The sequence below is a fragment of the Alsobacter metallidurans genome, from assembly GCF_014636935.1.
GTDB lineage: Bacteria > Pseudomonadota > Alphaproteobacteria > Rhizobiales > Beijerinckiaceae > Alsobacter > Alsobacter metallidurans.
The window spans coordinates 2,011,562-2,024,019 of record NZ_BMES01000002.1; the positions used below are offsets into that span (position 1 = coordinate 2,011,562).

Annotated in this window: 13 protein-coding genes; 2 read left to right on the top strand and 11 right to left on the bottom strand. The window is 68.1% G+C overall.

The window, feature by feature from the left end:
* The first annotated feature begins 166 nt into the window (after nt 1-166).
* Nucleotides 167-688, top strand: a complete 522-nt coding sequence (gene rcdA, locus IEV99_RS19735; RefSeq protein WP_188519417.1) for a protease adaptor protein RcdA — start codon at nt 167-169, stop codon at nt 686-688.
* 155 nt (nt 689-843) lie between these two features.
* Here rcdA and rpmE read toward each other — a convergent pair whose 3' ends face one another.
* Nucleotides 844-1,077 carry a 50S ribosomal protein L31 gene (gene rpmE / locus IEV99_RS19740; RefSeq protein ID WP_188519418.1) on the bottom strand — a complete coding sequence of 78 codons (234 nt, stop codon included), beginning with the start codon at nt 1,075-1,077 and terminating at the stop codon, nt 844-846.
* A 147-nt stretch (nt 1,078-1,224) separates the two neighbouring features.
* On the opposite strand from rpmE, the gene IEV99_RS19745 reads away from it, so the two are divergent.
* Nucleotides 1,225-3,084 (top strand): ABC transporter transmembrane domain-containing protein, encoded by a 1,860-nt coding sequence (locus IEV99_RS19745; RefSeq protein ID WP_188519419.1) that lies wholly within the window; start codon nt 1,225-1,227, stop codon nt 3,082-3,084.
* Nucleotides 3,085-3,090: 6 nt separating this feature from the next.
* Here the strand turns inward: IEV99_RS19745 and IEV99_RS19750 are convergent, their stop codons facing one another.
* The 10 genes from IEV99_RS19750 to gap all read right to left on the bottom strand — a co-directional run bounded on the left by IEV99_RS19750 (nt 3,091) and on the right by gap (nt 12,414).
* Nucleotides 3,091-3,531 (bottom strand): GNAT family N-acetyltransferase, encoded by a 441-nt coding sequence (locus IEV99_RS19750; RefSeq protein WP_188519420.1) that lies wholly within the window; start codon nt 3,529-3,531, stop codon nt 3,091-3,093.
* Nucleotides 3,531-4,562: a peptidoglycan -binding protein gene (locus IEV99_RS19755; RefSeq protein ID WP_188519421.1), complete on the bottom strand. Its 1,032-nt coding sequence runs from the start codon at nt 4,560-4,562 to the stop codon at nt 3,531-3,533. Before IEV99_RS19755 ends, IEV99_RS19750 begins: the two co-directional genes overlap by 1 nt.
* Nucleotides 4,559-5,557 (bottom strand): flagellar motor protein MotA, encoded by a 999-nt coding sequence (locus tag IEV99_RS19760; protein WP_188519422.1) that lies wholly within the window; start codon nt 5,555-5,557, stop codon nt 4,559-4,561. Before IEV99_RS19760 ends, IEV99_RS19755 begins: the two co-directional genes overlap by 4 nt.
* A 94-nt stretch (nt 5,558-5,651) precedes the next feature.
* Nucleotides 5,652-6,455: an inositol monophosphatase family protein gene (locus tag IEV99_RS19765; RefSeq protein ID WP_188519423.1), complete on the bottom strand. Its 804-nt coding sequence runs from the start codon at nt 6,453-6,455 to the stop codon at nt 5,652-5,654.
* Nucleotides 6,456-6,502: 47 nt separating this feature from the next.
* Complete coding sequence (efp, locus tag IEV99_RS19770) at nt 6,503-7,069, bottom strand: elongation factor P (protein ID WP_188519424.1); 567 nt, start codon at nt 7,067-7,069, stop codon at nt 6,503-6,505.
* A 117-nt stretch (nt 7,070-7,186) separates the two neighbouring features.
* Nucleotides 7,187-8,200 carry a tetratricopeptide repeat protein gene (locus tag IEV99_RS19775; protein WP_244643940.1) on the bottom strand — a complete coding sequence of 338 codons (1,014 nt, stop codon included), beginning with the start codon at nt 8,198-8,200 and terminating at the stop codon, nt 7,187-7,189.
* A complete protein-coding gene (locus IEV99_RS19780) occupies nt 8,197-8,859 on the bottom strand; it encodes a thiamine phosphate synthase (protein ID WP_188519425.1) in 663 nt (220 codons plus the stop codon). The genes IEV99_RS19775 and IEV99_RS19780 overlap by 4 nt, the downstream gene beginning before the upstream one ends.
* A 104-nt stretch (nt 8,860-8,963) precedes the next feature.
* Nucleotides 8,964-10,052 (bottom strand): class II fructose-bisphosphate aldolase, encoded by a 1,089-nt coding sequence (gene fba / locus IEV99_RS19785; protein WP_188519426.1) that lies wholly within the window; start codon nt 10,050-10,052, stop codon nt 8,964-8,966.
* Nucleotides 10,053-10,133: 81 nt separating this feature from the next.
* Nucleotides 10,134-11,327: a phosphoglycerate kinase gene (locus IEV99_RS19790; protein WP_188519427.1), complete on the bottom strand. Its 1,194-nt coding sequence runs from the start codon at nt 11,325-11,327 to the stop codon at nt 10,134-10,136.
* A gap of 79 nt (nt 11,328-11,406) precedes the next feature.
* Nucleotides 11,407-12,414 (bottom strand): type I glyceraldehyde-3-phosphate dehydrogenase, encoded by a 1,008-nt coding sequence (gene gap, locus IEV99_RS19795; protein WP_188519428.1) that lies wholly within the window; start codon nt 12,412-12,414, stop codon nt 11,407-11,409.
* Between the last annotated feature and the right edge of the window lie 44 nt (nt 12,415-12,458).

Here is a 12,458-nt window from a genome sequence, read left to right on the forward strand (position 1 = left end):
CGTGCTGTCCACAGCGTTAGGGTTAACAAACAGTTAAAGTGGCGTACCAGCCCCGGCTGGCGCTATGTTTGCTCCGTACCGCCACGAAGGCGGCTGGACCCTGACCCGGGATCGTTCCGGGACGATGGTGAGCCAGCGCCGCGACAGTGAGCGGAGAAGTGGCGTGATGAACGAGATCCAGCACAAGGTTTCCTTCCCGAAGCCCGTGTCCTTCGCGGAGAGCTTCGTCTCCTCGGATGCGTTTCGCACGCTGTTTCGCGAGGGGATGTCCCTTGTGGAGGCCACGGCCGCCTACCTGGACGGCGAAGGCCGCGAGGAATCCAAGAACCTGCCGCGCCTTGCAGCTCTCGCTTATGCGAGCGAGAGCATGCGGCTGACGACCCGCCTGATGCAGCTCGCCTCCTGGCTGCTGCTGCAGCGGGCTGTGTCGGAAGGTGAGCTCACCTCGGACGATGCGCAGCGCCAGAAGGAAAAGGTGCGCCTTTCGAGCCAGAACGGGGCGAGCAGCCCTGAGACGGTCGAGAGCCTCCCCGAGCAGCTGCGCATGTTGATTGGCAGTTCGCTGCGCCTGCAGAGCCGCATTTTGCATCTCGATCGCCTTATGGAGGGCAAGACCGAGGACGCTCCGACCATCCCGAACCCCGTCGCCATGCAGCAGCGCTTGCTGCAGTCGGCTTTCCGGAGCTGAGACGACCCGTTTTCGGCGCTCGCCTCGACGGTCCGTCAGGCCGCCGCGGCGGGGCTCCGACCCAAACAAAAACCCCCGGCGCGAGCCGGGGGTTTTGTCGTTGAGAAGCTCCGCTCGCGGGCGGGAGGCGCCGGCCAAAGCCGGCGCGCCAGGCCTTACTTCTTGGCGCCGATGCCGAAGCCGCCGAACTTCGTGTTGAAGCGCGACAGGCGGCCACCACGGTCCATCAGCTGCTGCGTGCCGCCGGTCCAGGCCGGGTGCGTCTTGGAATCGATGTCGAGCTGCATGACATCGCCTTCCTTGCCCCAGGTCGAGCGGGTGTGGAACTCGGTGCCATCGGTCATCACGACCTTGATGGTGTGGTAGTCGGGGTGAATCTCGGGCTTCATGAGTAGTCCTCGCAGGGTCGCCGCGGCGCCCCAATATCGTCTATAGGAGCCTGGAATGATGTTGTGCCCCTATAGCGCAGGGCGCACCGCTGCACAAGCCGGCCACGGCTGCGATAAAGGGCCCAGGCCCGAGAAACGAGTATGACGATGTCCGATCCCGCTTCAGCGACGCCCTCCAACCGGTTGCAGGCTCCGTTGGCCCCGACATCCGCGGACGCCCCGGGCGAACGGGACAGGACGTCGCTGCGGGACCTCCAGCCGCTCCTGCCCTTCGCATTGCGCTATCGCGGCCGGATCGCGGCCGCGCTCGCCGCCCTCGTGCTCGCCTCGATGGCGACGCTCGCCATCCCGCTGGCGGTTCGCCGCATCATCGACAATGGTTTCTCTCCGGAGAACGCCGGCTTCATCGACCGCTACTTCACGGTCATGATCCTGGTGGTGGCCGTGTTGGCCTTTGCGAGCGCGGCCCGCTACTACCTCGTGATGACGCTGGGCGAACGCGTGATGACGGATGTCCGCACCGCCGTATTCGCGCATCTGACGCGGCTGGATCCGAGCTTCTACGACACCGCCAAGTCCGGTGAAATCGTTTCGCGGCTCACGGCCGACACCACGCAGATCAAGTCGGCTTTTGGCGCCAGCGCCTCCATCGCGTTGCGCAACCTCGTGCTGTTCATCGGCGCGATCGCCATGATGGTGATCACCAGCCCGCGCCTGTCCGGCCTCGTGCTGCTCGCCATTCCGTTCATCGTGCTGCCGCTGGTGGCGTCGGGCCGCTCCGTGCGGCAGCGCTCGAGGCTGGCGCAAGACCGGCTTGCCGACGCCTCAGCCTTCGCCACCGAAGCGATTGGCGCGACCCGAATCATGCAGGCGTTCACGGCCGAGAAGCCGACGCTCGCACGCTTCGCGCAGGCGGCCGAGGACGCGTTCCACGCCGCCCGGACGGCCACCCTGGCTCGCGCCATCCTCACCGCGGTGGCGATTTTCCTGATCTTCGCCAGCGTGGTGGCCGTGCTGTGGTATGGCGCCCAGGACGTGCTCGCCGACCGGATCACGGGCGGGCGGCTGTCGCAATTCGTGCTCTACGCCGTGTTCGGCGCGGGTGCGCTGGGCGAACTCTCGCAGGTCTGGAGCGAGGTCAGCGCGGCGGCGGGCGCGGCCGGGCGCATCGCCGAGATCCTGGGCGTGAAGCCCCGCATCGCGGCGCCGGCCAATCCCACGCCGTTTCCGCAGCCGCCTGTCGGCTCCGTGGCGTTCGAGAACGTCCGCTTCGCCTATGCGACCCGCGACGATCACCCGGTGCTTTCGGACCTGTCCTTCGCGGTCGCGCCGGGCGAGCGCGTCGCCATCGTGGGCCCGTCCGGGGCCGGCAAGAGCACCGTCGTGCAGCTCCTGCTGCGTTTCTACGACCCGCAGGCCGGCCGCGTGCTGGTGGACGGCGTGCCGCTCGTGGAGGCCGATCCCGAGGCCCTGCGCCGGCGCATCGCCTTCGTGCCACAGGATCCGGTCGTGTTCGGCGCCACCATCGCCGAGAACCTGCGCTACGGCCGCCCCGACGCTGCCGAGGCGCAGATGCGCGAAGCCGCGCGCCAGGCCGCCGCCGACCGCTTCATCGAGGCGTTGCCGGAGGGGTATGACACGCGCGTGGGCGAGCGCGGCGTCACGCTCTCGGGCGGGCAGCGCCAGCGCATCGCCATCGCGCGCGCGCTCCTGCGCGACGCCCCCATCCTCCTGCTGGACGAGGCGACGTCGGCGCTGGACGCCGAGAGCGAGACCCTGGTGCAGGAGGCGCTCGACGGCCTGATGGAGGGGCGTACCACCATCGTGATCGCCCACAGGCTCGCTACCATCCTGAAGGCCGACCGCATTCTTGTGATGGACGAGGGCCGGATCGTCGAGCAGGGCAAGCATTCCGAGCTCGTCAATCGCAACGGCCTCTACGCCCGGCTGGCGCGCCTGCAGTTCGAGGCCGGAGCCGCCGCGCTGGCCGCGCACGCGGCCGAGTAGCCGCGCTCAGGGCTCCCAGGCGTAGTGGAACAGCGGCAGCCCGGAGGCGGCGCTGACGCCCTCGCCGGTGCGCCGGAAGCCCTCGCGCTCGTAGAAGCGCAGCGCGCGGTCATTGCCGGCGTTCACCTCCAGCCGCACGCCGGTGGGCGCCAGCGCCTTGGCGTGGTTCAGAAGCGTAAGCCCGGCGCCCTGCCCCCAGCTGCGCGGCGCGGCGGCGAGCTGGTCGAGATGGCCGTTGCGCGCATCGATGGTCACGAAGCCAAGCAGCCCCTCGCCGTCCTCGGCCACGAACACCCCGACGCCATCCCGGCGCAGCTCGGCGATGCGGCCCTCGAACCAGCCGCGCCGCGCCTCGAAGTCGATCTGCCGCATCACGTCCCGCCAGCTCTCCACCCAGAGCTGGGTCATGGCGGGCTGGTCGCCGTCCTGCATGGGCCGGATGCGCATCACCGCTCCGTCAGCTTGAGCTCGATCCGGCGGTTGCGCTTGAACGCCTCGTCGGTGTCGCCCAGCTCCAGCGGCTGGAACTCGCCAAAGCCCGTGGCGCCGAGCCGCTGCGGCGGCACGCCCCGCGAGACGAGGTATTGCACCACCGCGATGGCGCGCGCGGCCGAGAGATCCCAATTTGACTTGTAGACGCCCGAGCCCGAGAGCGGCCGCTTATCCGTGTGGCCGTCCACCCGCATGATCCACGGGATATCGCCCGGGATCTCGCGATCCAGCGTCACCAGCGCGGCCGCGAGCCGGTCGAGCTCCGCCGTGCCAGCCGGGTTCACGCCCGCCGCGCCGGGATCGAACAGCACCTCCGACTGGAACACGAAGCGGTCGCCGACGATGCGCACGTCCTGCCGGTTGCCCAGCACCTGCCGCAGACGCCCGAAGAAGTCAGATCGGTAGCGCGCCAGCTCCTGCACCTTCTGGGCGAGCGCCACGTTCAGCCGCGAGCCCAGGTCGGCGATGCGCGCCTGGCTTTCCTTGTCGCGCGATTCCGAGGCGTTCAGCGCCTCCTCGAGGGCCGCGAGCTGGCGCCGCATGGCGGCGATCTGCTGGTTCAGGATCTCGACCTGGTTCGCGGCCCGGGCGGCGAGCTGGCGCTGCGTCTCCACTTCCTTGCTGAGCGCCGCTACCTGCCCGCCCGCCGCCGCCGCCCCGGCCGAGCTGGAGTCGACGAGCCCCTGCAGGCGGTTGCGCTCGTTCTCGGCCGCCTTAAGCGTGTCGGACAGGAGCAGCACGTTGTCATCCGAGCTCTTGCGGCCGACGCGCTCCAGCGCGAGCAGGTCGGTGAGCTCGGAGATCTGCCGGGTAAGCCGCACCAGCGCCTGGTCCTTGTCGGTGACCTGCTGGCTCAAGAAGAACTGCGCCAGCACGAACACCGAAAGGAGGAACACGATGGCGAGCACCAGCGTCGACAGCGCGTCCACGAAGCCGGGCCAGTAGTCGATGGGGCGCTGGCCACGCCGCGTGCGCCCGAGGCTCATCGGCGCATGTCCTCTGCGGCAATGCGTTCGAGAAGCTTGCGCATGTCGGCGTCACGCCCGGCCTGGCTCTCCACCCAGTCGCGGATGAGCTGCTGCTCGGAGCGCATGTGGTGAACCAGCGCCTGGATGCCTTCGGCCAGGTTGGCCAGCGCCGCCGTGGTGCCGCGGCTGCCGGTCGCTTCCTGCACGGCGAAGCTAAGCCGGTCCAGGGCGGCGCGCACATCCGTGCCGCTGCCGGTGCCGATCATCGGCAAGGCTTCGGGCGTCGGCTCCGCGACCGTGGTGGACAGCCAGTCCTCCACCTCGTTGTAGAAACGATTCTGCGCCTGGGCGGCCTGTAGATCCAGAAAGCCGAGCACCAGCGAGCCTGCGAGGCCGAACAGCGAGGACGAGAACGAGATGCCCATGCCGGCCAACGGCGCGGCGAGCCCGCTTTTCAGGTCCTCGAACATCAGGGTCGCATCCGCGCCGCCCTTCATGGTCTGGATCACCCGGCCCACCGACCCGACGGTCTCCAAAAGGCCCCAGAAGGTGCCCAGCAGGCCCAGAAACACCAGAAGGCCTGTCAGGTAGCGGCCGATGTCACGGGACTCGTCGAGCCTCATGCCGACCGAATCCAGCAGCGACCGCAGCATGGCGGGCGTCACCGTAACGGAGCCGCCCGGGGTTGGCCCCTGCCGGTTCAAGAGGATCGCCGCCATCGGGGCGAGCAGCACCGGCGTGTCGATGTTGCGGTTCTCGAGGTTTGGCGCCCGCACGGCGTTGACCCAGCGGATCTCGCGAAACAGCCGGATCACCTGCCGGAACGCCAGGATGATGCCGATCAGCAGCACGCCGAAAATCAGCCCGTTCAGGCCTGGATTGGCCAGAAAGGCGTTCCAGATCGCCTTGTAGAGGATCAGGGCCACAAAGGCGGCGAGGATCAGGAACACGGCCATCCGCAGCAGATGGCGCCGCGGAGAAGACAAACGCTGGATTTCGAGAGGAATCGCCATGGGGCCTCGCGATCGGGGCGGCCATGTTCGCGCCCCTGCCCGCCTCATTCAAGGCGGCGGGCGCGTAATCCTTAATCCGGACAACAGGAAAGCGCTACGCGGTGGCGGCGCGCGCGTCCTTGAGGATGGTGAGCAGGGCGCGATGCATGTCCTCGTTGCCGGCCACGATGGTATCGGCCGTGAACACGTCGTCCTTGCCGAACGCGTCCGACACGTAGCCTCCGGCCTCGCGCACCATCAGCGCGCCAGCCGCCAGGTCCCACGAGTTCAGGCCTTGCTCCCAGTAGCCGTCGTAACGGCCTGCCGCCACCCAGGCGAGGTCCAGCGCAGCCGCGCCCATGCGGCGCACGCCGCTCGACTTCAGCATCACGCGCGACAGCTGCTTCAGGTAGCCCGGATGGTCACGACGGCCCAGCGTCGGGATTCCGGTCGCGAACACACCGTCGAGATGGTCCGTGCGGGCCGCCACGCGCATGCGCTTGTTGTTCAGGAAGCAGCCTTTGCCGCGCTCGGCGATGAAAAGCTCGTCCTTGATCACGTCGTAGATCACGCCAGCGACCAGCAGGTTCTCGCGCTCGAGTCCGACCGAGATGCAGAAATGCGGGATGCCATGCAGAAAGTTCGTGGTGCCGTCGAGCGGATCGACGTGCCAGCGATGCGTCTTGTCGCGCCCTTCGACGACGCCGCTCTCCTCCATCACGAAGCCGAAGTCCGGCCGCGCCTTTTCGAGCGCCTCCTGGAGGGTCTTCTCGGCCCGGTGATCCGCGATCGAGACGAAGTCGCCCGGCCCCTTGCGGGACACCTGGAGGTTCTCGACCTCGCCGAAGTCGCGGCGCAGGCCCTTAGCGGCCTTCATCACGGCGTCGACCATCACGGTCATAAGGGCGGAGCGGATCATGGCGTGTCTCTGGTCTCGTTCGGCAGGGCTACGACGGGCGTGCGATCTCAGTCGGCGCGCCGCACATAGGTGATTTCGGTCGTGTCGACGACCACCTTCTCGCCGGCGCTGATGAAGGGCGGAACCAGGATGCGCAAGCCGTTCTCGAGCCGGGCGGGCTTGTAGGACGACGCGGCGGTCTGGCCCTTCATCACCGGATCGGCTTCCGTGATGGTGAGCACCACCTGCTCGGGCAACCGGATGCTGATCGGCCGCTCCTGATGGAGGCGCAGCGTCACCGTCATGCCGTCCTGCAAAAACGCCGCGCTGTCGCCCACGAATTCCTTGGGCAGCTCGATCTGCTCATAAGTCTCGTTGTTCATGAAAACGAGCTTGTCGCCCTCGACGTACAGGAACTGGAACTCGCGATATTCAAGCGAGATCTCCTCGACCCGGTCGTCCGTGCCGAAGCGGTTGTTCAGCTTCCGGCCGTCGATCAGGTTCTTGAGCTCGACCTGATTATAGGCCGGGCCCTTGCCGGGCTTGACCTTCTCGGTCTTTACCGCGACCCAGAGGCCGCCGTCATGGTTGATGGCCATGCCGGGACGGATGTCGTTGCCGCTGATACGGGCCATGCGCGAGCGTCTTTCGTGGGAGGAGAACGCGCCCAAAAGCACGACGGGCCGGGCGAGGTCAAGCGAGAAGGAATTTTGACGGCCCGCCGCAGCGTCGGCAGCTCAGGCAAAAGCGCCCTAGTTGCCCAGCCACTTGCGGACGGCCTCGTCGGCCTTGCGCCGGTCCTCGGGGCTGAGCCCCTTCAGGTTTTCGTCGAGCCACGGGTCCTTGATGCCCTGGTTCGTCGCAATCGCGTGCCATTTGGCCGCTTCGACCGGGTTTTTCGGCAGCCCGCGTCCGGCCGCGTAAATGCGCGCCAGGCGGTTCTGCGCCACGGGGTTCCCCTGCTCCGCCGCGCTGAGGAACATCTTGGCTCCGGCAGTCTCGTCCTTGCGCACGCCATCGCCGTTGAACAGCATGATGCCGTATTCGACCTGCGCGGAGACGTTGCGGTCACGCGCGGCGCGACCCATCCAGGCCGCCGCCTGGGCGTTGTCGCGCGGAACGCCGCGCCCGTCGCGCAGCACGACCGCAAGCGCGTATTCGCCATCCGCGTCGCCCGCGTCAGCGGCGTCCCGGAAAAGCTGCACGGCCCGCTTGTCGCTCTCAGCCTTGTTCTCCTGCAGCAGCATGAGGCCGAGCGTGTAGGCGGCGTCCGGCACGGCGTCGGCGGCGCTTTCCAGCAGGCGCCGGCCCTCAGCGGCGTCGCGCGGCGTGCCCTTGCCGTCGAGTTTCAGCATCGCCAGCGCGAAAGCCGCGTTGGGGTCCCCCCGTCCGGCGGCGAGGCGGTACCATTCGGCAGCCTTGGTCCAATCCTGCGCGACGCCAAGCCCGGCGCTGTAAAGCTCGCCCAGCAGCGTCATCGCGGCCGCGTCGTTCGGATCCTCCGCGATGCGCTTGGTCGCTTCGCGGAAGGCCGTGATGTAGAGCCCGCGTTGATAGGCGCCGTAGGCGACGTCGAGGGGCTGGGCCGGCGTCGCCGGAGCGGCGGTTTCCGGCGCGGGCGGTGTGGCGGAGGGCTGCGGCGGGGCCGCCGGGGCGCTGGTCTCAGGCGTGGTCGTCTGGGCGTGTCCGGCTTGCGCAGCCATGAGGGCCGCGAAAGCCGCGCCCAGCCGCGCCGCCCGCAAGAGCCTGCTGCGCGTGGACCTCACCGGGCCGGAGCCTCTGCGCTCTTACGGAGCGCCGCCAGCGCCAGCGCCATGGCCTCGGCCGGCCCGCCTGGATGCGCGAACACAGCGTCTCCGAGCGCCACGAACTCACATCCCGTCGCGGCAAGCGCCGCGACGTCGTCCAGCGTCGGCGCATACGCGATGCAGGGCGTCTGGAACAGTTCGGCCCACCACTGGGCGCGCTCCAGCACGCCCGAGAGCGGCTGCAGGCTGCCGTCGCGGCGGGGCTCGCCAAACAGCACGTAGTCGGTGCCTTCCTCGGCCGCCTCCATGGCGTCGTGCCGAGCCCGCAGATTGCCGACGCCGACCATGCGGCCCAGCGTCTTCATGGCTTCCGCCGCGTCGTGCAGCTGCGCGGGGTCGCTCACATGAGCGCCGTCAGCGCCAGACCGGGCTACGAGTTCCGGAGCGTCCTCGATCAGCACCGCAACATTGTGCTCCTGCAGCCGTGCGATCAACGGCTTCAGGGCCTTGAGCAGGCTCCGCTCGTCGAGCTTGGGCAGACGCAGCAGCACGGCGTCCACCGGAGCGGCTGCGACGGCCGCCAGCAGGGCGTCGCCCATCGTCCCGGGCCAGCCGTCGGCGTCCTGGACGGGCGGCGTCATGAGGACAAGGCGGGCAGTGGCAGCGTCAGCGGTCATGGTCCTGGCGATCGTGCGAAGGCTCCGGGCCGTAAAGCCCGGAGCCTGGATGAACAGGCCGGCGCAGGAATCGCGCCGGAAAGGAGCCGCAAGCGGCTTGCAGCCTACTCGGCCGCCTGGGCGGACGCCCCGAACTGCGGGTCAAGCGCGCCCGACGCATAGCGCTTGGCCATGTCGGACAGCGTGATGATCTTGCCGATCTTGGACGCCTTGCCGGCGGTGCCGAACTCCTCGAGCCGCTGCTTGCAAAGCTTGGTCATGGCGTCCATGGCGGGCTTCAGATACTTGCGCGGGTCAAACTCGCCGGGGCTCTGCGCGAAGACCTTGCGGATCTGGCCCGTCATCGCCATCCGGTTGTCGGTGTCGATGTTGATCTTGCGCACGCCGTGCTTGATGCCGCGCTGGATCTCCTCCACCGGCACGCCCCAGGTCTGGGGCATCTTGCCGCCGAATTCATTGATGATGTCCTGCAGGTCCTGCGGCACCGACGAGGAGCCGTGCATCACGAGATGCATGTTCGGCAGCAGCCGGTGGATCTCCTCGATGACGTTCATCGCCAGGATGGCGCCGTCCGGCTTGCGGGAGAACTTGTAGGCGCCGTGCGAGGTGCCCATCGCGATCGCGAGCGCGTCAACCTTGGTGGCGCGCACGAAGTCGACGGCCTCTTTCGGGTTGGTCAGCAGCTGGTCGTGGCTGAGCTTGCCCTCGGCGCCATGGCCGTCTTCCTTCTCGCCCATGCCGGTTTCGAGCGAGCCGAGCACGCCGAGTTCGCCTTCGACCGAGATGCCGCCCAGATGGGACATGTCGACCACCGTCTTGGTGACGCCGACATTATACTCCCAATCGCCGGGGGTCTTGCCATCTTCCTTGAGCGAGCCGTCCATCATCACGGACGTGAAGCCGGCCTGGATGGCGGTCATGCAGGTCGCGGCGTTGTTGCCGTGGTCGAGATGCACGCAGACCGGGATCTGCGGGTAGATCTCCGTCACGGCGTCCATCATGTGCTTGAGCATGATGTCGTTGGCGTAGGAGCGGGCCCCGCGCGAGGCCTGGATGATCACCGGCGCGTCGGTGGCGTCGGCGGCCGCCATGATGGCGAGCGCCTGCTCCATGTTGTTGATGTTGAAGGCCGGAACGCCATAGCCGTGCTCGGCGGCGTGGTCCAAAAGCTGCCTCAGGGTGATGCGCGCCATGGTTCTTGTCTCCCGGACGATACGCCAGACATTACAGGCGTTGGTGTCGATAAGGTGGTCGTTTGTGAGCCTGCGGCCAAGTCAGCGCAGGCGGAGAATCTCGACGCCCGGCAGCGGCTTGCCTTCCAGCCACTCCAGGAAGGCGCCGCCGGCGGTGGACACGTAGGAGAAATCCTCGGCCGCGCCCGCGTGGTTCAGCGCCGACACGGTGTCGCCGCCGCCCGCCACCGAGAGCAGCTGGCCGGCCTTGGTGAGCCGGGCCGCCTCGCGGGCGACCGCGTTGGTGCCCGTGTCGAACGGCTCGAGCTCGAAAGCCCCGAAGGGGCCGTTCCACACCAGCGTCTTGGCCTGCGCGAGCTTGCCCTTCACCGTTTCGATCGAGGCCGGGCCGATGTCGAGGATCATGTCGTCGGGGCCGACGGCGTCCACGGACACGACCTTGTTGGCCGCGTGTGCCTTGAACTCGGACGCCACCGTGGCGTCCACCGGCAGCACGATCTCGCAGTTCGCGCCCTTGGCGGTCTCCAGGATCGAGCGAGCCGTGTCGAGCAGGTCCTTCTCGCACAGCGATTTGCCGACAGCCTTGCCCTGGGCGGCCAGGAACGTGTTGGCCATGCCGCCGCCGATCACCAGGATGTCGACCTTCTTCACCAGATTGCCGAGCAGCTCCAGCTTGGACGACACCTTGGCGCCGCCCACCACGGCCAGAACCGGGCGCTTCGGCGCTTCCAGCGCATGCGCGAGCGCCTCCACCTCGGCCTGCATGGTGCGCCCCGCATAGGCCGGCAGCACGTGACCGAGACCCTCGGTCGACGCGTGGGCGCGGTGCGCCGCCGAGAAGGCGTCGCTCACCCACAGGTCGCCATTCTCGGCGAGCGACTTCACGAAAACGGGGTCGTTCTTTTCTTCCTCGGGGTGGAAGCGAGTGTTTTCCAGCAGCACCACGTCGCCCGGCTTCATCGCGTCCACGGCGGCCTTGGCGGCCGGGCCGACGCAATCCTCCGCGAATCCCACCGGGCGGCCGAGATGCTCGGCCACCACGGCCGCGACGGGGCGCAGCGTCTCCTTCAGGTCGCGGCCCTTCGGCCGGCCGAAATGCGCCAGCAGCACCACCTTGCCGCCCTTGTCGGCGATCTCGCGGATGGTCGGCAGAACCCGCTCGATGCGGGTGGCGTCCGACACCTTGCCGTTCTCCATCGGCACGTTGAGGTCCACGCGAAGCAAAACGCGCTTGTTGGAGACGTCAGCGCTGTCGAGGGTGCGGAAGGCGGTCATGATGTCCTCTGTCGGCGGGCCTGGGCCCCAAAGCGAAGACGCCCCCGGCCGTGGCCGGAGGCGCGTCGTTAGCAGGCTCTCAGAGCAGCTTGCCCATCGCAACGGCGGTGTCGGACATGCGGTTCGAGAAGCCCCACTCGTTGTCGTACCAGGACAGGATCGACACCAGCGTGCCCTCCATGACCTTGGTCTGGTCCATGTGGAAGATGGACGAGTGCGGGTCGTGGTTGAAGTCGATCGAGACGTTCGGAGCCGTGGTGCAGCCGAGGATGCCCTTGAGCGGGCCGTCGGCCGCCGCCTTGATGGCGGCGTTGATCTCGTCCTTGGAGGTCGCCTTCTTGGCGATGAACTTCAGGTCCACCACCGAGACGTTCGGGGTCGGCACGCGCAGCGCGAAGCCGTCGAGCTTGCCGTTGAGCTCGGGCAGCACGAGGCCGACCGCCTTGGCCGCGCCCGTGGAAGTCGGGATCATCGACAGCGCCGCCGCGCGGCCGCGGTACAGATCCTTGTGCATGGTGTCCAGCGTCGGCTGGTCGCCCGTGTAGGAGTGAATCGTCGTCATCATGCCGCGCTCGATGCCGAAGGCCTCGTTCAGCACCTTGGCGACCGGGGCGAGGCAGTTCGTCGTGCACGACGCGTTGGAGATGACGAGGTGGTCCTTGGTCAACTTGTCGTGGTTGACGCCGTACACCACCGTCAGGTCCGCGCCGTCGGCCGGGGCAGAGACGATCACCCGCTTGGCGCCAGCCTGCAGGTGAGCGGCGGCCTTGTCGCGCGACGTGAAGATGCCGGTGCACTCTAGCGCGATGTCGACGCCGAGATCCTTGTGCGGCAGCTCGGCCGGATTGCGGACGGCCGTCACCTTGATGGGCCCGCGGCCAACATTGATGGTGTCGCCCTCGACCGTCACCGTGCCGGGGAAGCGGCCATGCACGCTGTCATAGCGCATGAGGTGCGCGTTGGTCTCAACCGGGCCGAGGTCGTTGATGGCCACGACCTCGATGTCGGTCCGGCCGGACTCGATGATGGCCCGCAGCACGTTGCGGCCGATACGGCCAAATCCGTTGATGGCGACGCGTACGGTCATGATCTCATCCTTCTCCAACTCTCCCCGCCGCAACGCAAAGCCGA

What these genes read in the sequence shown, in the direction of transcription:
- rcdA (WP_188519417.1), top strand. Translation starts at nt 167, where the DNA reads ATGAACGAGATCCAGCACAAGGTTTCCTTCCCGAAGCCCGTGTCCTTC.
- rpmE (WP_188519418.1), bottom strand. Translation starts at nt 1,077, where the DNA reads ATGAAGCCCGAGATTCACCCCGACTACCACACCATCAAGGTCGTGATG.
- IEV99_RS19745 (WP_188519419.1), top strand. Translation starts at nt 1,225, where the DNA reads ATGTCCGATCCCGCTTCAGCGACGCCCTCCAACCGGTTGCAGGCTCCG.
- IEV99_RS19750 (WP_188519420.1), bottom strand. Translation starts at nt 3,531, where the DNA reads ATGCGCATCCGGCCCATGCAGGACGGCGACCAGCCCGCCATGACCCAG.
- IEV99_RS19755 (WP_188519421.1), bottom strand. Translation starts at nt 4,562, where the DNA reads ATGAGCCTCGGGCGCACGCGGCGTGGCCAGCGCCCCATCGACTACTGG.
- IEV99_RS19760 (WP_188519422.1), bottom strand. Translation starts at nt 5,557, where the DNA reads ATGGCGATTCCTCTCGAAATCCAGCGTTTGTCTTCTCCGCGGCGCCAT.
- IEV99_RS19765 (WP_188519423.1), bottom strand. Translation starts at nt 6,455, where the DNA reads ATGATCCGCTCCGCCCTTATGACCGTGATGGTCGACGCCGTGATGAAG.
- efp (WP_188519424.1), bottom strand. Translation starts at nt 7,069, where the DNA reads ATGGCCCGTATCAGCGGCAACGACATCCGTCCCGGCATGGCCATCAAC.
- IEV99_RS19780 (WP_188519425.1), bottom strand. Translation starts at nt 8,859, where the DNA reads ATGACCGCTGACGCTGCCACTGCCCGCCTTGTCCTCATGACGCCGCCC.
- fba (WP_188519426.1), bottom strand. Translation starts at nt 10,052, where the DNA reads ATGGCGCGCATCACCCTGAGGCAGCTTTTGGACCACGCCGCCGAGCAC.
- IEV99_RS19790 (WP_188519427.1), bottom strand. Translation starts at nt 11,327, where the DNA reads ATGACCGCCTTCCGCACCCTCGACAGCGCTGACGTCTCCAACAAGCGC.
- gap (WP_188519428.1), bottom strand. Translation starts at nt 12,414, where the DNA reads ATGACCGTACGCGTCGCCATCAACGGATTTGGCCGTATCGGCCGCAAC.